The 18,908-nt window shown below is 37.1% G+C and carries 16 protein-coding genes; 13 read left to right on the forward strand and 3 right to left on the reverse strand.

Annotated features, from left to right (window positions below; genetic code table 11):
- The first annotated feature begins 2 nt into the window (after nt 1-2).
- The 8 genes from ACHRV5_RS02440 to ACHRV5_RS02475 all read left to right on the forward strand — a co-directional run bounded on the left by ACHRV5_RS02440 (nt 3) and on the right by ACHRV5_RS02475 (nt 8,325).
- A complete protein-coding gene (locus ACHRV5_RS02440; protein WP_395425835.1) occupies nt 3-452 on the forward strand; it encodes a 3-hydroxyacyl-ACP dehydratase FabZ family protein in 450 nt (149 codons plus the stop codon).
- Nucleotides 449-1,723 (forward strand): beta-ketoacyl-[acyl-carrier-protein] synthase family protein, encoded by a 1,275-nt coding sequence (locus tag ACHRV5_RS02445; protein ID WP_395425613.1) that lies wholly within the window; start codon nt 449-451, stop codon nt 1,721-1,723. Before ACHRV5_RS02440 ends, ACHRV5_RS02445 begins: the two co-directional genes overlap by 4 nt.
- A 1-nt stretch (nt 1,724) precedes the next feature.
- Nucleotides 1,725-1,979 carry an acyl carrier protein gene (locus tag ACHRV5_RS02450; protein WP_047777601.1) on the forward strand — a complete coding sequence of 85 codons (255 nt, stop codon included), beginning with the start codon at nt 1,725-1,727 and terminating at the stop codon, nt 1,977-1,979.
- Nucleotides 1,976-2,497, forward strand: a complete 522-nt coding sequence (locus tag ACHRV5_RS02455; protein ID WP_395425614.1) for a 4'-phosphopantetheinyl transferase superfamily protein — start codon at nt 1,976-1,978, stop codon at nt 2,495-2,497. The genes ACHRV5_RS02450 and ACHRV5_RS02455 overlap by 4 nt, the downstream gene beginning before the upstream one ends.
- A 987-nt stretch (nt 2,498-3,484) precedes the next feature.
- Complete coding sequence (locus tag ACHRV5_RS02460) at nt 3,485-4,141, forward strand: DUF4331 family protein (RefSeq protein WP_395425615.1); 657 nt, start codon at nt 3,485-3,487, stop codon at nt 4,139-4,141.
- Between the two features lie 37 nt (nt 4,142-4,178).
- Nucleotides 4,179-4,733, forward strand: coding sequence for a DUF4331 family protein (locus ACHRV5_RS02465; protein WP_395425616.1), 555 nt, complete (start codon nt 4,179-4,181; stop codon nt 4,731-4,733).
- A gap of 72 nt (nt 4,734-4,805) precedes the next feature.
- Nucleotides 4,806-6,101, forward strand: a complete 1,296-nt coding sequence (locus ACHRV5_RS02470; RefSeq protein ID WP_395425617.1) for a hypothetical protein — start codon at nt 4,806-4,808, stop codon at nt 6,099-6,101.
- A gap of 10 nt (nt 6,102-6,111) precedes the next feature.
- Nucleotides 6,112-8,325, forward strand: coding sequence for a TonB-dependent receptor (locus ACHRV5_RS02475; protein WP_395425618.1), 2,214 nt, complete (start codon nt 6,112-6,114; stop codon nt 8,323-8,325).
- Between the two features lie 481 nt (nt 8,326-8,806).
- On the opposite strand, the gene ACHRV5_RS02480 is transcribed toward ACHRV5_RS02475, so the two are convergent.
- The 3 genes from ACHRV5_RS02480 to ACHRV5_RS02490 all read right to left on the reverse strand — a co-directional run bounded on the left by ACHRV5_RS02480 (nt 8,807) and on the right by ACHRV5_RS02490 (nt 11,984).
- Nucleotides 8,807-10,267 (reverse strand): FAD-dependent oxidoreductase, encoded by a 1,461-nt coding sequence (locus ACHRV5_RS02480; RefSeq protein ID WP_395425619.1) that lies wholly within the window; start codon nt 10,265-10,267, stop codon nt 8,807-8,809.
- A 573-nt stretch (nt 10,268-10,840) separates the two neighbouring features.
- Nucleotides 10,841-11,650, reverse strand: a complete 810-nt coding sequence (locus ACHRV5_RS02485; protein ID WP_395425620.1) for a PhzF family phenazine biosynthesis protein — start codon at nt 11,648-11,650, stop codon at nt 10,841-10,843.
- A 154-nt stretch (nt 11,651-11,804) separates the two neighbouring features.
- Nucleotides 11,805-11,984: a hypothetical protein gene (locus ACHRV5_RS02490; protein ID WP_395425621.1), complete on the reverse strand. Its 180-nt coding sequence runs from the start codon at nt 11,982-11,984 to the stop codon at nt 11,805-11,807.
- Nucleotides 11,985-12,320: 336 nt separating this feature from the next.
- Between ACHRV5_RS02490 and ACHRV5_RS02495 the strand changes: the two genes are divergently transcribed.
- The 5 genes from ACHRV5_RS02495 to ACHRV5_RS02515 all read left to right on the forward strand — a co-directional run bounded on the left by ACHRV5_RS02495 (nt 12,321) and on the right by ACHRV5_RS02515 (nt 18,903).
- On the forward strand, nt 12,321-12,650 hold the full coding sequence (locus ACHRV5_RS02495; protein WP_047777496.1) for a hypothetical protein: 330 nt from the start codon (nt 12,321-12,323) through the stop codon (nt 12,648-12,650).
- 175 nt (nt 12,651-12,825) lie between these two features.
- Nucleotides 12,826-13,209, forward strand: coding sequence for a hypothetical protein (locus tag ACHRV5_RS02500; RefSeq protein ID WP_395425622.1), 384 nt, complete (start codon nt 12,826-12,828; stop codon nt 13,207-13,209).
- Between the two features lie 40 nt (nt 13,210-13,249).
- The gene (locus ACHRV5_RS02505; protein ID WP_395425623.1) at nt 13,250-13,720 is read left to right on the forward strand and encodes a hypothetical protein; all 471 of its coding nucleotides are present in this window, start codon (nt 13,250-13,252) and stop codon (nt 13,718-13,720) included.
- A gap of 158 nt (nt 13,721-13,878) precedes the next feature.
- Nucleotides 13,879-17,352, forward strand: coding sequence for a hypothetical protein (locus tag ACHRV5_RS02510; RefSeq protein ID WP_395425624.1), 3,474 nt, complete (start codon nt 13,879-13,881; stop codon nt 17,350-17,352).
- Nucleotides 17,353-17,358: 6 nt separating this feature from the next.
- The gene (locus tag ACHRV5_RS02515) at nt 17,359-18,903 is read left to right on the forward strand and encodes a hypothetical protein (RefSeq protein WP_395425625.1); all 1,545 of its coding nucleotides are present in this window, start codon (nt 17,359-17,361) and stop codon (nt 18,901-18,903) included.
- Nucleotides 18,904-18,908 lie beyond the last annotated feature (5 nt).

The raw sequence follows: 18,908 nt of genomic DNA on the forward strand, positions 1-18,908 counted from the left end.
TGATGGACTTAGACTATATAAAAGCACAACTGCCTTACTGCTCACCTTTCTTATTTGTCGATGAATTGATTTTTGCCGATGAAAACGGGATTAGCGGTACTTATACCTTTAAGGAAGATCTCGATTTTTATAAAGGTCATTTTAAGAATAATCCGGTGACCCCCGGTGTGATTTTAACCGAGACCATGGCACAGATTGGCATGGTCTGTCTGGGTATTTATCTGCTGGACAAAGACTTAAATAAAGAATTTACTAAAGATACGTTAATTGCTTTTACATCAGCAGATATACAATTTATAAAACCGGTATATCCTAACGAGAAAGTGACTGTAATTTCGAAAAAAATATTTTTCAGATTTGGAAAACTAAAATGTGATGTATCGATGAAAAATGAAGCCGGACAAGAAGTTTGTAAAGGTACAATAGCAGGTATGATAACTACTAAATTATGAGTAAACGAATCGTAATAACCGGTCTGGGAGTAGCCGCTCCAAACGGGGTGGGAATACCTGCCTTTACCCATGCCTTAAAAAATGGGATTTCAGGCATACAACATGATCCGCAATTGCAGGAATTGCAGTTTTCTTGTCAAATTGCCGGCACACCACCGCTAACTGAAGAGCTAAAAGCCATGTACTTTACAGAGCTTGAACTACGAGGTTTTGGTAGTACAGGTATCTTATACGGTGTTATAGCAGGCATCGAAGCATGGAAAAATAGCGGATTACCAATAGAAACTAATGAAGAACCCGATTGGGACAGTGGAACCATTTTTGGAGCGGGCACTTCGGGCATTGATAAATTTCGGGAAAGCATTTATAAAATAGACGAGCTACAAGTTAGAAAATTGGGAAGTACCGTAGTGGCTCAAACGATGAATAGCGGAATTAGTGCTTATCTCGGAGGTAAACTTGGATTAGGAAATCAGGTTACCACCAATTCATCCGCATGTGCAACAGGCACCGAAGCCCTGCTTATGGCCTATGACCGAATAAAAGCAGGACATGCAAAAAGAATGTTGGTCGGCAGTACCAGCGACAGTGGCCCCTACATCTGGGGTGGCTTTGATGCGTTGCGCGTCTGCAGCTCTAAATACAATGATAATCCTGAACAAGGATCACGCCCTATGAGTAATACAGCAGCAGGATTTGTTCCCGGTAGCGGAGCGGGCGCATTGCTAGTAGAAGATTTAGAGAGTGCCCTGGAACGTGGAGCTCCTATTTATGCAGAACTATTGGGTGGTAATGTAAACTCGGGCGGACAGCGCGGCACCGGCAGCATGACAGCCCCAAACAGCACTGCAGTACAACACTGTATCAGTACCGCACTTAAAAATGCCGGAATTAAGTCCAATGAGATAGACGCAATAAACGGACATCTAACCGCTACCACAAAAGACAGTCTGGAAATAGAAAACTGGACCAAAGCATTAGGTTTAAAGGGGAGTGATTTTCCTTATATAAACTCTTTAAAAAGTCTGACCGGTCATTGTCTTGCTGCAGCCGGCAGTGTTGAAAGCGTGGCTGCTGTGCTACAACTCCATGAGGGGTTTATATTTGGAAATACTAATTGTGATGACCTGCATACCGAAATTACAGCTTTAATTGACCCCGCAAAAATACCTTTAAAAACTATTTATAAAGATATCGACATAATTGCAAAAGCAAGCTTTGGCTTTGGCGATGTCAACACCTGTGTATTATTTAAAAAATTTAAAAACTAACATGACAAAAGAAGAAATTATTGCCCAGCTGAAAGTAATTGTAAAGCCGTACACCACCAATGCGGACGCTTATGAGACCCTTAATGAGAACACTGATTTTATCACGGATCTCAATATTAATTCGGCCAATCTCGTAGATATCATACTGGATATTGAAGAAAATTTTGGTTTAATTATTGACAATACCGATATGGAGCGCATGCTTAATGTAAAAGCGACAGTCGAGATTATAGCTACTAAACTTGCCGCAAAGTGATCGGTAATGATGTGGTAAACCTTCCACAATCACGCATTGAAAGCAACTGGCAACGGAAGGGCTATTTTGATAAAATTTTCACTTCTGAAGAACAACAGCTTATCTCCACTGCTGCAACACCGGAAATCATGGTGTGGCTGCTTTGGAGCATGAAAGAGGCTGCTTATAAAATCTACAACCGACAAACCAAAATACGGGCATATATCCCCCAAAAGTTAGTTTGTAAAATAACAGCTCGAAATGATCATTTCATTTTGGGCCAGGTATCTTGTATGGATTCTATTTATTACACTAAAACTACTATAACAGAGGATAATATCCATAGCATTGCTGTTACCCGTCAAAGTGATTTCGCCAATATTGTTGAAATTAAAAACAAAGAAATTAAGAAAGATGCCTTTGGTATACCCCACCTAATCACTGATAAAGGCAATCCAATTCAACCAGTTTCTATCAGTCATCATGGCGGTTTCGAAAAAGTCGTGATTCTAATGCCAATGCAAAATTATACACTTTGAGTACTACCATAGTTTTTGATGCTCATAAATAGTGTATCGGCAAAATAGCTTATCGTTTTCTATTCTATTTGAAAAAAAAAACGACTCCCTCCTTTTTAAATCTCTTATTTAAAACTTCTGAAGCTGAAATTACATAAAACTGTTTCTGCCGTCGATGGAGCTGACTGCACGCGTTAGTGTGTCGATATATTGACAAAGCTACTTCTACTAGATAATAAAAGATAGAATTTAGTAACTGCAACAATTAGCATATTCATTTGGAAAAAACAGGATCCGAAATAATAAACTAAAAACAGGCAAAACTACGTGATTTTTAAGACTAAACTTTATCTAACTTAGAACTGTACTATTTCAGCCAATTGCAAACTTTAATGAGTATAATTTTTTTGGATCCATCGCTTAAAACAAAAAATTATGAAAAACGCAATTTTACCCTTAATGCTGGCATTACTAATCCTCTTGACTTTTTCAAACAATGTATATTCTTAAAATCTTAATTTGGAATTAAGCCCCATTAATACATTGTTATAGCTGATTATATTTTTGAAATAGTTCATACCTAAACAGGAATTTTTATTTTTTGAAGCAACTAAAGAAGCTGAAATTGTAAAAAATAGAACCTGTATTAAAATCAGTCTATGGAAATTGTGCAGAATAACAAAGCGATAGTGCTATTGTCAAAAACAAAATTCAAGCACGAAATTTAGCTTTTACCCTCTATTTCCAAAATTACTACCTCTGCCACTGCCACCGTGCTTGAAGTTTCTTACTAAAATACCATTCTTATCAATTTCATTTTATAACGTGACTATAGTAAACACTATGGTCTAATTATACCTTGGAAATAAATGGCAATCCTTTTTTCAACTAAAATTAAAACGCTGATTAAAAGACACTTACTTTCTTATTTGTGTTTTTATTAACTCTTTTGAAACCAGAAAAAAAAGAATTGCGTAGATACTTATATAACTTTTAAATTATACCAAAATGAAAAAATCAAAATTAATACTAGGATTTGGGCTTGGGCTCTTAACAATTTCAGGATTGGTCCTAATTGCTGCGGATCATATAGATGCGCCTTCGGTAACTGGTGCTGCATCAGATATTACCGATGTGTTCACTTTTCAAGGACAGGATACGAACAATTTGGTATTTGTTGTCAATACACAAGGGTTGTTATCTCCTAATAAAACAGCAGATGCCGCTTTTAATGAAAATGTGATGATCGAAATCAATATTGACAACAACGGAGACTATGTTGAAGATTTGGTTATTCAAGCCATAAAACGTGGAAACACGATGTATTTCTTCGGACCTTATAAACCATCTGCAACTGGTACAAAAAGTAGTATTGATGTAAGTCAAAGTTCCGGACAAGTTGCTATTTCTGCTTACAAAGCTACACCAATAACATATTCTATAAATGGAATGAAATTTTTTGCGGGACCAAGAGACGATCCGTTCTTCTTTGACTTAGGTCAATTTCAAGCTATTTTAGGCGGGACTGCTACAGGATTTAACAATCCGGGAAGAGATACTTTTGCAGGAACCAATGTTTTGGCACTTGTAGTCGAAGTACCAAAAGCAAAATTGGGTGGAACAGGAACTTTGAATATTTGGTCTGAAACTAAGAAAAAACAATAAGAAATAAGCACTACTAAAAATATTAAAAAATAATATTATGAAAACAAATACACTAAAAATGATAACGTTAGCGATTTCAGTAGCCTTACTTTCTGCAAATTGTGACAATAATAATGATGACAATAATGAACAACCGGCCAGTATTGACTTTTCCGGAACTTTTGTTCAACAAGATCAAATGGCGAGACCTGCTATAAACACTGTTTTTATTGCATCGGGACAGCCTAAAGATGATTTTAATGCTGCCATTCCATCAGCTATGGGAAGTAAGTATCAGTCTATTTTTCAATCGAGATTACTAGCGCTTAATCCCGCTTACAGCACAAATGCTTTGGGGCAAACTGCTGCAGCGTTTACCGGACTTTTGGCTACAGATGTTTTAAATGTTTCGACTACTAAAAAAACAACCTTTTTTGACGGAACAAACGTTTTAACGGGAAGAGCTTTGGCTGATGATGTTATTGATGTAGAACTGTTACTGATATTTGGTGGATCTACCGGAGCTTCAAATCCGCAATTAACATCAGATCACGTAGATGCAAATGATGTGGCATTTAGCACTTCATTTCCTTATTTGGCTGCTGCCTGGTAAAAAAATCAAAAATAGAGCAGCTTACAACGGTCTGCTCTATTTTTATCTTCATCAACAAACAATCAAACAATTATGAAAACTCTTAGTAAAATTCTGTCATTGTTATGCGTAGTACTACTAACAAGTTGTACCGGCAAATCCGATAATCAAATCACAAACGCAACTGATTATGAAAAATATTTACATTTAAATGATAATAAATCTCTTGATTTAGCGCATAAAGAAATTACTTTTTGGCAAAATAAGTTTGATGAAGCACCAAATCAAAGCCCTTATTTAAGTTTAATTGCCTCTAATTATGCGGTACTTTTTGAATACACGGGAAAAATTGAAAATCTGTATAAAACGGAATCACTTCTGGAAGCGTCCAATCGGGCAACTCATTATGGTAGAGTTGGAACATTGCGCTCTTTGGCAAGAAATTATATTGCACAGCATCGTTTTAAAGAAGCATTAGCCTTGGCTAATACCGCTTTTGCAATTGGCGAAGGCAAAAAAGAAACTCAAAAATTACTTTTTGATGTTCAAATGGAATTGGGTAACTATAAAGAAGCCTTAAGTAATCTGGATGCCATTAAAGACCTTAACGACTATGATTATCTAATACGCATTGCCAAATGGAATGACCATAATGGTGATTTACCTACTGCCATTCAATTTATGGAAAAGGCCAGAACAATTGCAGAAAAAGAAGATAATAAAACACTACGAATCTGGTCCTACTCCAACTTAGGTGATTTCTACGGTCATGCGGGACGTATTCAGGATTCCTACAACAGCTACTTGAAGACCTTAGAGTTAGATCCAAATTATTCCTATGCCCTAAAAGGAATTGCATGGATTGCTTTTTCACACGAAAAAAACACAACTGAAGCTAAAAGAATAATAGCCTCCATTACCCAAAAACATAACACTCCTGATTTTTATTTACTAAAAGCTCAAATCGCACAATTCGAAGGAAATACAGTCGAAGAAAATAAAAACACAAAAGCTTATCTGACAATGTTACAAACGCACGATTATGGTGCTATGTATAATAAATACAATGTTTTATTATTTGCAGATAAAAAAGAGACCGCTTTAAAAGCACTTGAAATTGCAAAAATAGAAGTCAATCATCGTCCAACCCCTGATTCTTATGATTTACTGGCTTGGTCTTATTACAATACAGGTGATGCAAAAAAGGCTCTCGAAATTGCACAAAATCATGTGGTTGGAAAATCTTTTGAACCTAGAGTTCAATATCATTTGGCTACGATCTATAAAGCTAATAATTTTGCTCAAAAAATTAAGCCAATAAAAGAAGAGCTTCTTAAAAGCACTTACGAATTAGGGCCTAATATGGAAAGTAAAATTGCACAATTGTAAAAAAATCCCAATGAAAAAATTTCTGCTTGCTTTAATCGCCATAACTGGCTTGTATTCTCATGCCCAAACCATAAATGGTAAAATAACGGACCTGTTTGGAAACCCGATAGAAAACGCCTATGTCTTTAACACTACCACCGAAAGTCATTCGCATACCAACGAATTGGGAGTTTTTAGCATAGAAAAAACCGCTATTGGGAATATTCTAAAAATCAGTGCATTGGGGTACAAAAAAAACAGCTATACAGTGACTAATGAAGCTATTTTGGTTGCGCTGGAAGAAGATAGTTTTCAATTATCAGAGGTGGTAATTCAGCCAAAACTATCGGCTATGAATGTTATATCAAAAATAGATTTAGAGACCACTCCTGTAAATTCTTCACAGGAAATATTGCGTAAAGTTCCCGGTTTATTTATTGGGCAACATGCCGGTGGAGGAAAAGCGGAGCAGCTTTTTTTAAGAGGTTTTGATATCGATCACGGTACGGATATTGCCATTTCTGTAGACGGAATGCCTGTAAATATGGTCTCACATGCTCACGGGCAAGGTTATGCCGATTTGCACTTTGTAATTCCGGAAACAGTTGACAAAATTGATTTTGGAAAAGGAACGTATTATGCCAACAAAGGAGATTTTGATACTGCAGGGTATGTCGATTTTAAAACAAAAGACAAACTTGATAATAGCGCTATTGGTCTCGAAATAGGACAATTTAATACTTTTAGAACTGTAGGTTTGTTCGATCTTCTTGGTAAACAGAAAAGACAAAGTGCCTATATTGCCACAGAATATATACTGACAGATGGCCCTTTTGATTCTCCTCAAAATTTTAATCGTATAAACTTATTAGGGAAATATTCGGCAATTTTAGAAAACAACAGCTCCTTCTCTATTTTGGCTTCTCATTTTGCAAGCAAATGGGATGCCTCGGGGCAAATTCCGCAACGTTTAGTCGATGCCGGTTTAATTTCCAGATTTGGATCTGTTGATGATACGGAAGGTGGTAAAACTTCAAGAACAAATTTTAATGCCTCTTTTAGTAAACCAATTGACCAAAATACATTCATTAAAACCAATGCTTTCTATAGTGCTTATAACTTTGAATTGTATTCTAATTTTACTTTTTTTCTCGAAGATCCTGTAAATGGGGATCAAATAAAACAAAAAGAAAATCGCTCTATATATGGTATAAATGCCGAGTTGAACAAAAAAGAAGATTTCGATACTTTCGATGTTTTATATCAAATTGGCATTGGGGTACGTGCTGATGCCACTACAGATACAGAACTTTCACATACGTTAAACAGAAGTACTGTTTTAAATCAAATTAAATTGGGAGATATTGATCAATCCAACTTATTTGCCTACTTGAATACGGAATTACATTTCGGGAAATTGATTGTAAATCCGGCACTTCGTATTGATTATTTCAAATTCAATTATCAGGATAAATTAGCTCCTGCCTATAAGACACAAACCGAAAATAAGGCTAAAATTTCTCCTAAACTAAATTTCATTTATTCTCAAAACAACAATTTACAATTCTACTTAAAAACCGGAATGGGTTTTCACTCTAATGATGCTCGTGTAGTGGTACAAAATAGCGGAAAAGAGATCTTACCAACTGCAATTGGAGGCGATTTGGGTACTATTTGGAAGCCTTTCCCCCGATTAATTATCAACTCCGCGCTTTGGTATTTATATTTACAGCAAGAGTTTGTGTATGTGGGTGACGCAGGCGTTATTGAGCCTAGTGGAAAAACGCAACGTTTTGGTGGTGATTTGGGCATACGATATCAATTGGCAGATTACCTGTTTTTTGATTTCGATGCCAACTACACACATGCAAGGAGTATTGATGATCCGAAAGGAGAAAATTATATTCCGTTAGCGCCTGATTTTACTACAACGGGTGGAATTAGCTTTCAGAAATGGAATGGTTTTTCGGGTGGCATCCGATACCGTTACTTAGACAGCCGTCCTGCAAATGAAGACAATTCGATCGTAGCCAAAGGATATTTCATTGCCGATGCCAATGTGAGTTATACGCATAAAAAAATAACGTTTGGTATTTCAATAGAGAATTTGTTTAATTCAGCATGGAATGAAACTCAATTTGCCACTGAATCCAGATTGCAAAATGAGCCGGAAAGTGTTGAAGAAATCCACTTTACCCCTGGAACTCCCTTTTTTTTGAAAACAAAAATAACCTATGCCTTCTAACCTTACTTTTAATAAATTCAAATTACTGGTTATCAATTAGTTGACCATATTTAGCGAAAGCATGAAAGGATTGATTTTCCTCCTGCTGAAGCACAATGTCATTAAAGTTACGAAAATTTTTCACGCAGATTCTACGGATTAAACGGATTACGCGGGTTTTTCTATTTGATTCCGCTAAAATCTGCGTGAGACTTTTTTTAACAATCCTTAACTTAATGACATTGTGCTTTAGCTGGAGCTAAATGATTGAGAGGTTGTATCATTGGCTATAGTCGAAAGAACTGGGGTATAATTCGGCTAAAGCCATTAAATCTTGAACTAATCCTCCAGCTAAAGCAGGAGGCTATTCAGAAGGATACTTTTGCAAATATTTTAATTATTGATTATTATAATTCAGAAACGAGGTATAGGTAGTTTAATTTCAAACCTAAAACAACTAGCCACTTCAATTAATTTAAAAAATAGTTTTTAAACTCGGGCTTTAAGAATCACTTTTTTTCAGGCACCTTCCTCTTGGCTCATCACCTTCATGAAGTACAATTTCGGAGTGCAGGAACTGTGCCGCATCGGCTGAATCTTTTACTTTGGTAGCGCTACGTTCTAACATTTCGGCTTCGAACTCTGTAAGGACGCTTTCTCTCACTCCGACTTTTCGCCATTGTGACAAAGGTCTACAACCTCTTGTAATCCCTCTCGCCAGACTAAGTGCATCCAATAAAGCTTGGTTGGCACCCTGCCCTTTAAAAGGACTCATTGGATGAGCTGCGTCACCAATTAATGTTACTTGTCCGGCTTTTGCCAATGTTTCGGAGTCGAGTAATTCGCGATCATATACAGGATAACCGGAAATTTGTGCTGCTTTAGTTGCTATTAAAATTTGAGGTATTGGACTGTGCCATTGTGTTCTGCGACATGCTTCTTCTTTAAGAGCTTGAGGTCCCTGAGCGCTTAATTCCTTTGCCTCTTCTTCGGACATTGGAAAACTAAGTTGCCACATCACCGAGTCTGACGCATAAGGCATCATATAAATTCGTTCATTGCCATTGGCAGTTTGAAATACAGTAGCGGAATCTAATAAAGAACTATCGAGATTCTCAAGAGCTTCCAAAGGACAAATACCCAATATCACAATGCAGCCCAGGTAACGTAAAGGGTTATTATCTTCCCCAATAAGTATCTTTCGCACTGAACTTCGAATACCATCCGCCCCCACTACAAGATCTGCTTTAACGTTTTTGATTTGCCCTTCAACTTGAAAGTTTAGAGTTACTTCGCCATCAGCTTGCTTAAAATCCAAAAGCTGATGTCCCCATTGTACCTTATCCGGTCCGCCGAGTTGCTCTAACAGGGCTAAACGTAAAGATTGCCTGGCGATATGCACATTGGTTCGTTTTGTAAACGTATTTTCTTCAGTCTGCAGCCACTTTCGTATGCCCCACTCTCCGATCACTTTTCCTGTTGTAGTATGCACCACATGTCTGGTGGAAATGACTCCTTGCTCTAAAGAAAAAATACCTAATCCTTCGATTGCTTTACTGGCTTGTTGCAAAGTGAGCCCGTAACCCTGAGAGCGCTCATCAAAACTATTGTCACGTTCAAAAAGAGTGAATGGAATTCCGCGGTGCAAACAAGCTACTGCCAAAGCTACTCCACCGATACCGCCACCAATAATTGCAACATGCGGATAGTTTTCGGTATCGACTATTGGAGGCTCAGGAGAGCGAACTAATCCCGAGCCGTTACACTTTAAACAAAGGATCAAATGGGCTTTAGGACGCACCGGAGCTGTCCCCTCGCCTTTTGATTTTTCAAAAAGATCTAATTCTGACTGGTAGCGAAGTCGCACTTTTTTACTGAGTCTTTGGCTTTTTTTGCCACGCCCCTGACATTCCTGACAACTAGTCCAGTTTCCTTTTACATCTTCCACTTTTTTCACTTCCATTTTGGTTCACTTGATCATGACTTTCTTCGATAATAAAAAACTTAGTCGATATATTAACTAATTCTTTTTAAAAAGAGCGCAAATATAATCTTTTGGCTTCATAATCTTGTGCTACCCTATTTTAATCCTTTAGGTTATCGGCAACAAACACCTGAAACCTTTTTGATAATTCCTCACTTAATCAGATTGCACCAAAACTGAATGTTATTGAGTTGGGATGTTTTTGCACGCGGATTCTGCGGATTAAGCGGGTTCTACGGATTTTTTTTATTTCATTACGCTAAAATCTGTGTGGTACTTCTTTTGATAATCCTTTACTTAGTGACTTTGGGCTAAAACGCAATGTTATTAAGTTGACATGTCTTTTCACGCGGATTCTGCAGATTGTGCGGATTTTTTTTCAATCTGCTTAATCTGCGTGAGACTTTTTTTGATAATCGTTTACCTAAATGACATTGGAATAAAGCGCTATTTTACTAAGCTGACGTGTTTTTTCACGCAGATTCTGCAGATTGTGCGGATTTTTTGGTTTAATCTGCTAAATCTGCGTGAGACTTTACAACTTTCCTTTTTCTAGTCTATATTTAGCTTTCCTTCCACTATTATTTTGGCATTGCTGATCACTTCAAGTTCAGTGTTACTACAGATTTTAAGTTGCATAAAGCCTCCTCTTTTTGAAGTCTGATAGGCTCGCATTTCTGTTTTTCCTAAAATTTGACTCCAATATTTAGCTAAAACAGAATGAGAAGCACCCGTAACCGGATCTTCATTGATACCGATCCAGGGACAAAAACATCTGGAATAGAAGTCATAGTCAGCATCTTCTGATTTTGCCGTTACCACGACTTCTTTTATAACATCTGAAGATTGGATTGCCTTTGCAAAATCGGGAGTAATGCTCTCTAAGGTTGTTTTGTCTGAAACTTCAATGATTAACATGTCTAACTCTTTTGCAAACTTTGTTGCAATCGGATTGTCAATACCAAACGCCTCATATAGTTCTTTATTTGGAGTATAGTCGATGGCATCGTACAAGGGAAATTTCATTTTTATATTTTCACCTTCGCTGCCGGCATGTACTTTTAGATTGTGAAATGTGGTGAAATTTACAAAGGGTTTGTTTAAATGATGTAAAACCAATTTCGCAGCTGCCAGTGTAGCGTGTCCGCAAAAATCGATCGCAACGGTTGGGGTAAAATATTGTATTGAATAGTCTGTATCGCTAGTTTCGGATCTTCTCAGAAATGCGGTTTCCGATAAATTGAGTTCGCTGGCAATAGCTTGCATTGTTGCGGTACTGATTTCCTTTTCTACCAGACAAACTCCTGCAGGATTGCCTTTAAACGCTTGGTCTGTGAAGGCGTCAATTATAAATACTTTCATTATAAATCTGTCTATTTTTATGTTTCGGATCCCCGTAAAACTGCTGCGAAATTGATAAACTGCTTCAAAAAACACTAAATACCATAAAACTAAGCGGTATTTACAGCAGTAGCTTTAGTTCGCTAAAATAGAAAAGAAATTTAATTCTTCGGTATTAACTAATCCGAATTCCGGTATTTAATTGCTCTGTGATCGTCATGGACTGACATTTGGTTAAAAAACTAGAAGCATAAGCCGGATATGTTCCGCTGTCGTGAGTTCCGGGAATGGTAAGATCATTCAATTTTTTATGATCCGGAATGTATCTCATCCATTTTTTATTAAAATCCGTCATAGCTATTTGGTTTTATATGAAACTTAATTCGGTTTTCAGAGAAGCAAAATTAAAGGAATTTCTCTGCGCGGATATCCGTATTTCTACTTGTATTTGTGCTTTTGACATTCAAAAAAAACAAATTTTTCAGAAAATCAAACATTTATAACAAATAGGACATTACGGCATAAATTTACGCAATATCTTCAAAAACAAGTATTTCTACTCGATACCAAAAGTCGGATTTTTCATAATATTGTACAACAATTTAAAGCAGTGGAGTCAGAACCCACTTAAAAAAACGAGGCGGATTCCGAAAAGCCTTATGAGTAGGAAAAACAAACAAACGAATTCATTATGGCAACTTATCCTTATTCGCAGGATGCACTGTTAGTTAACAGCATCAAAGCAACAACTGTAGTATCTATTGTATCAGGAATGCAAGTATCTGTTACTACTTTTACTTCACCAGCAGGAGATTTAGGTAAAATCACTCTTTCGCCTGTACAGCCAACAGCTACAAATGTTGAGTTTAAAGCAGGAGCACAAAAACTACAAATAGACCTTATTAGCTTTAGAGCACAATTCGGACTTGACAGCGGTCAGGTTACTTGTAGCGGACGTGCAACTGATCAAGACGGTAATAACGAGACTGCTTTTGCTAAACAAATTGCTACTTGGTCTTAATTAAAATATCAGGGTAATTTCCTGGGATAAAAGATTTAGAAAGTCCAAGAACAGCATATAAAAATCTAATTTTAACATATAAATAACCTATTAAAAGTACTATTTATAAGTATGCCCCAATACTTCCTATATTGACATTACCCCAGGAAACTTCCTCAAATCACTCCTCAAAATTATGGCAACCTATCCTTATACCCAAGAGATAATGTTAACGAATAACATTAAATCAACCACTGTCGTTTCTATTGAAAATGGAATGGAAGTATCTGTTACCACTTTTTCTTCCTCATTAGGCGCAATGAACTCCGTACCAGGCTCCTCCTTACAAGCATCTGATCCTCCAGTCGGAGCACTAGGATCTGTCACGCTTTCGCCTGTCCAGTCAAAAGCCGTAGATATAAAATTTGTAGTGGGATCACTAAAAATTAACATAGAGCTAATCACTTTCAGAGCGCAATTCGCACTAGATACAGGTCAAGTTACCTGTCACGGATTTGTCTCAGATCTGCAGAATAATAATCGAATTTCTTTTGATAAAGTAATTGCTGCCTGGTCTTAATTAAAAACACCACGGTAATTCCCTGGGACAAAATAGAGTTATGAAATCAAAAACAGTATTCAGAAATCGAGCTTGTACTATAAATACGTTAATAAAAGTGCTGCTTATAAGTGCGTTTATGGCATTTCCTATAGCGACATTTGCTCAGGATCTCACTACGGTACCCTTGCAGGAAATAACGCCGCCTATTGTCGAATGTGGAACTTCCGGAGAGCGCTATTTTGGTGACTTGGCCATAGAGTACTCCATCGATTCAAAAGGTACTGTTGTAGTCTGCACTTTATATTTAGCTACCGTTTTGGTAGGCATACATTCTTTAACTGCGACTGATCCTATTTACCAATTCGATTTAAAATCCGGAGAAAGCACCACTAGCGGAACTCTCAGCATTTTTCTGAATTTTTCACCGTCAATTTCGACCCTCAAAGCAGATCTGACCTACACCGCTAAAGCTAACAACACCAGCTTTCCTTTTAAAGGTGATTTAGTAGGCTGGTATGTTTATGAGTAGAGATTTCTGATTTTAGATTTTAGACTTTAGATTGAAGACTTTAGATTGAAGATTCTGCAATTTGGAATTTAGAGTTTTCGTTTTTTAGAATTTAGATTTTTTGGAATTTGGAATTTCCATTTTTTGGAATTTAACATTAACCTTACTAAGTAGAATTTATGGCAACCTTACAATTCACAAATACTTCGTCAGGCAACACTTCGTTGTATCTGGCTGCAAAGGACACTAATTGGTTCGCTTATCTTTTGGCAAAAGGAGTGACAGGACCCGAAAGTGGCACAATAGGCCTGGACGAACTGTCCGCTTACAATGGTTATTTTTTATTTTCTTTGAATGCGCCAACTATTGACATTACAACGTTTGTAGGTAATGTATATACCTTTCTTGGTCCGTTGCAAACGTATCAGTCGGCATCGGTTGTTTGGTTTGAAAATCCTAATACAGCATTAACTGCCAGCAATACAACTCAACTGATTTTGACAGGAGGCACCAATGGAAACTATACTGTTCTAACGGGACTTAATTATAATTTTGGAAATAATTATGCTACCCTATTCGTAAGTAATAACAGTGTTGCGCTGACTTTGGATACGACCAATAACAGTATGACCATATCCGGTGATAATTATACTTTCCTACCTAATACCCCCTCTTCTAAAAGTGAGATTATGGGCACTATCGAAATTCCATTAACAGGAGTTGGACAAGGACGCATCAGGTTTACCTATGGTTTATATTCCTCCTCTGATTTTAGAAATTTTAATCTCAGCAACCAATACAGCTTTAATAATAATGCCAACAATGGCCTCTTGACGAGAGTTACTTATTCTCTTTTACTAGATGGGAATTTGAACGACTTAGTAACCATGCAAGGCAGTATCTATCCTTGCGACTTATTAAACAAAACCGGAGTAAACACCTATTTTGCTTTTTTAGGACAAACCTATAATACGCATACCCAACTAAAAACAATTACCATACTGCCCTCCTATTATCTGACTAATTTTGGTTATCCCTTAACTTTAATCCCTTATTTTAATTTTATAAATCACGATACTTCTCTAAACTATCCGACAGCAAACAGTTCGCTGTTAGTATTTAGTGAACAAACTCCAGACGATCCAAATGCGGTTTGGTATATGGTTCCTCAGGGAGGCTTATCACTTACGCTCGACATATCATATCAGAAAAATATAGACACTAATAAACAGGTACAATTAATGTGTGGACTGGGTTCTACAGAAACCGTTAGTTTTACGCCACAGTTTATTGATATTAATAATGTAATTACAGGTACCGGGGACTGGCTTTTCTACCAGACCAACCAAAATGCATTTGCGCCCCAGTTCCCTATTCAGACTACTCAAAATGTGGTTGGTAGCAATACCACTCAGGAATGGTTGGCTAACAGTTATATTACAGCATGGAACGGTGTTGTATTGGCTAATACAGAAAATATACCGGTAGTATATCATGCACAACCTCAGGGATCACCTTTATTCGCACCGGATAAAGATTCGCACTCTCCTTTGTTTAGCCATCTTACCACGGGATCGGGCGTATTGTCGGACGCAGCGGCTACTATATTTTTTCCTTTGGTACCTTATGGGGTCGCAACGGCAACGCCATCGGGGAAAGTTGATTTTTCATTGTTTGAAAAACAGATTCTTAATCCTACCAGAAAAGCTATTATTGCCAATGCAATGAGTACGCAAAATATCCCTCCTGCATCAGCCAGATTATTAAATTCCAGAGCAACTAATGACGGTATATCCTCTACTAGTCCGCAAGGATTTTATGTTAATGTAGACCCCGCAACCGGAAAATGGAACACTTTGCAACTGGCCAGTAATCAATTTTTGACCTCAAAAGGGGTGCTTTCAAAAATATTTGATTTACAGTTTACTCCGCCAAGTTCCGTACTCCAAACCGCTTTACAATCGAATCAGTTGTTTCTTGTTATTTCTTATAATGAAAAACTGAGTGACGGTACTTATGTGCTGGATAATTTTAGTAATGAAATGGAAATTACGGAATGGCCTTTTATCTTAAATGTACCTAAAGAACCAACCAATGGGAAGTATAAAAACGTCATCATTTTTAAATTCTGCAATGGAAAACTAACCGACAAAGTTCAGAATATTCAGGGATGGAATTCACCGGACACCTTTAACGATACAAGCAGTAACGGACTGCCCAACCTTAGTATGTGGTTACAACAATACATACAAAACGGGATGGATAAATACACCGTACAACACGATAATGACTACTATAATTTTCACAAAATAGCCACAGATCCCAATTGGCAAGGTGTAATTTCACTTGGCGTTGACATCAGTGTACAGGATTTCCCTAAAGAATTACAGGGGTTGTTGGCAGGTATTGATTTAGATAAATTTTATGCCCATCATTTTGGAATTGATATCAGTATCGTAAACAACGAGGCTGGCGTGGTAGCCATGAAACATTCCAGTTCGATGTTTGCGCTGATCGATTATGAAGATCCGACATTTGAAGGTTTTGGATCAGATCCGATAGTTTACAAAGAAAAAGCGCCTATAAATGGTGCTGTTGATTATGACTTTGTGGTTTTACAATTAAAAATAGTCTTTACGAATAGTAAAATATACAATTACAACAGTTATTTGGCTTTAACCGTTAATAAATTGTTCGGAGAAAAAATTGACGCCGCCAACAGAGCCAATCTCATTATACTTACCGGAACCTACGAAAACAGCAATGGTGTACCTTCTTACACCTTTACCAATACAGCTGATAATCTTCTGAATCCGGTAAACAACAACATCATTACAGAGGTAGAAATTATAAAATCTGCCTTTGTCACGGTAGTTCCTCAAAACGATGAAACCAGTACTACGGTTAATGCTAAATTTTCTTTTTGGGGATTTATCAATTTTAACGATCTGTCGGGTTTTGATTTGTTTTCATTTGGATCCGAACCGGACAGTACAGTAAATAATTTCAGAGGATTATCCTACTCCAATATGTATGTAGATCTGACCTTTCAGTTGGAAACTCCTACTACAAAAACATTTGTATTTGACATTAGTCAGATGGCATTTGATGTGGGGCAAAGTACACCACGAAAAGACAGTTTGTATTCTCATTTTCCTTTGCAATTGTCCGGTATTACCAATGGAGATGCGACCAACAGTCCAACTTCTCAAGGATATCTTAATGTAGCTATACCTTCTTTACAACAACAGCAAAGTGTAAGTGGTCAATGGTTTGCTTTGGTGTTTAACTTGAATATGGGTACACTGGGTTCACTGGCAAGTTCAGCCGGATTTACCTCTACCTTCATGATGGCGTGGTGTGTGGGTGCAAATGGTGCATGGGCTGGAGTAAAACTACCGGGTGTAAATCCGCAAGCACCTTCCTTTAGTTTACAAGGCGTATTAAAATTAAATATTGGTTCTATACTGTTACAAAAAGCAACGGGTACTACAGAGACTGCCTATCTGATGAAAATAAATAATATTGCTTTGGAATTGTTCAGTTTATCCTTTCCTCCGGGAGGGAACATTTGTTTTATGCTATTTGGCAATCCAGCTGCCAATGCAAAACCTGAGAGTTTGGGCTGGTACGGATCTTACGTAAAAAGTTAAATAAATATGGCACTAAATCTTAATGACCTAATAGCGTCCATTGGTGACGAAAATGATGAGCGTTTTCCTATAGCCAAAGCACAAGTACAAGAGTATCTGAGCACATTGCAAACTGTAAAAATTTTTATTGCGGACAGTCGTAACTTCGGACATCAATCCTCCTCGATCAACATCCTTTTTAATCTCATTCGATTAGGTTGTAATGCTGTGTACACGGTCGTTTATGAGAATAGAAATGCCCTTAATAAACTAAAAGTACTCCTCCCTATTAATCCTGACAATGTCCAGTCAATTACATTACCTAATTCTACTAATACAGGAAATGTCACTGTTAATTTTAAATTTTTTAATGAAGATCCTGTAGAAAGTGATTTGGCTTTAACCGGAGGATACGATAATTCAGTTCGAACATTGACTAATTTAAATGCAAAATACATTATAGAACTGCAACCCTACAATTGGTACGAACCGGGCAGTCAAAATGTCATTTACATTAAAGAAACGGACTCAGTAGTAAATTTAGACCAGGAAATTACAAACTTTAATAAACAAGCTTTCTATATTGAAGATCCAACCAGGGACGATGTTTTCTGGGCAAAATTCCCTCTAGCATTACCTTCATGGCTAGCTACTGTAAAACTCACTACAGCCTTATTAGATTTATATGGACCCGACAAAAATTTTTTACTAACCCCTCTTTACGGAATCAATACAGCATCAATAGATCCCATACTTGCTCTTTTTAATATGTGTTGTGGGGTATCCTACCAACAAAGCGGAAGCGGAGGAGATAAAAGAAAAGCAGTAATTGTTAGTTTCTCACCTACAAAGCAAACAGGGCAAAACAATGATGTTGATTTAGGTCTTTTAAAAACTCTAATCGATACCGGTAAATATGGTACTAAAGGCCCCATTTTTGACGCGGGAACTTTTTGCAATAAATACCGTGAATCCTCTAATTTAGCAGCAAGAGTAAAATATTACAGTGGTACAATTTCTGAACAATTAACTGCCGCAATAGAACAACTGGAAGAACAGCAAATACTGGTTGTGCAAATTGGTCCTGTACCGGCTCCAATATTTAATTATACCTATTACATGGCTAACTTGCCTTTTGTTTTTGAAGGACAGAATACAGCAACATTAGCCATGAACTTCGGTAGACCCTACCTGCATTTAACGGTACCCTCAACTTACGATGAAAAAACTTTGTTTCCTGCTATACCAACCGGCAATAGCGTGAACAATAACCTAAATGGAAACATTGCAACTATGATATCCTCAAGACTGAGCGTCTATCCGAGGACTTGGGCAGATACTAAAATCAAACTTAATAAGGATCAAGACCTATTAGAAAACAGGCCTTCAAGAATCGGTCAATTAAGTCCGGCTTATGTTCTTGGTCAATATGCGTACGACGCTTTACAAGCTGATCCTAAAAACAGACAGACTAAGTACTTTACCAAAATAGGGACTTATTTTCATGATGAAAAATACGACAAATTGTTAGATGCTTTAATATACCTGAACAACAACATTATTAACCCTTAACATCA

The organism is Flavobacterium sp. FlaQc-52, from assembly GCF_044007495.1.
Taxonomy (GTDB): Bacteria; Bacteroidota; Bacteroidia; order Flavobacteriales; family Flavobacteriaceae; genus Flavobacterium; species Flavobacterium cupriresistens.

Coding starts and splice junctions, on each gene's coding strand:
- ACHRV5_RS02470 (WP_395425617.1), top strand. CDS start 4,806: ATGAAAACTCTTAGTAAAATTCTGTCATTGTTATGCGTAGTACTACTA.
- ACHRV5_RS02440 (WP_395425835.1), top strand. CDS start 3: ATGGACTTAGACTATATAAAAGCACAACTGCCTTACTGCTCACCTTTC.
- ACHRV5_RS02500 (WP_395425622.1), top strand. CDS start 12,826: ATGGCAACCTATCCTTATACCCAAGAGATAATGTTAACGAATAACATT.
- ACHRV5_RS02515 (WP_395425625.1), top strand. CDS start 17,359: ATGGCACTAAATCTTAATGACCTAATAGCGTCCATTGGTGACGAAAAT.
- ACHRV5_RS02505 (WP_395425623.1), top strand. CDS start 13,250: ATGAAATCAAAAACAGTATTCAGAAATCGAGCTTGTACTATAAATACG.
- ACHRV5_RS02510 (WP_395425624.1), top strand. CDS start 13,879: ATGGCAACCTTACAATTCACAAATACTTCGTCAGGCAACACTTCGTTG.
- ACHRV5_RS02495 (WP_047777496.1), top strand. CDS start 12,321: ATGGCAACTTATCCTTATTCGCAGGATGCACTGTTAGTTAACAGCATC.
- ACHRV5_RS02460 (WP_395425615.1), top strand. CDS start 3,485: ATGAAAAAATCAAAATTAATACTAGGATTTGGGCTTGGGCTCTTAACA.
- ACHRV5_RS02480 (WP_395425619.1), bottom strand. CDS start 10,267: ATGGAAGTGAAAAAAGTGGAAGATGTAAAAGGAAACTGGACTAGTTGT.
- ACHRV5_RS02485 (WP_395425620.1), bottom strand. CDS start 11,650: ATGAAAGTATTTATAATTGACGCCTTCACAGACCAAGCGTTTAAAGGC.
- ACHRV5_RS02445 (WP_395425613.1), top strand. CDS start 449: ATGAGTAAACGAATCGTAATAACCGGTCTGGGAGTAGCCGCTCCAAAC.
- ACHRV5_RS02490 (WP_395425621.1), bottom strand. CDS start 11,984: ATGACGGATTTTAATAAAAAATGGATGAGATACATTCCGGATCATAAA.
- ACHRV5_RS02450 (WP_047777601.1), top strand. CDS start 1,725: ATGACAAAAGAAGAAATTATTGCCCAGCTGAAAGTAATTGTAAAGCCG.
- ACHRV5_RS02475 (WP_395425618.1), top strand. CDS start 6,112: ATGAAAAAATTTCTGCTTGCTTTAATCGCCATAACTGGCTTGTATTCT.
- ACHRV5_RS02465 (WP_395425616.1), top strand. CDS start 4,179: ATGAAAACAAATACACTAAAAATGATAACGTTAGCGATTTCAGTAGCC.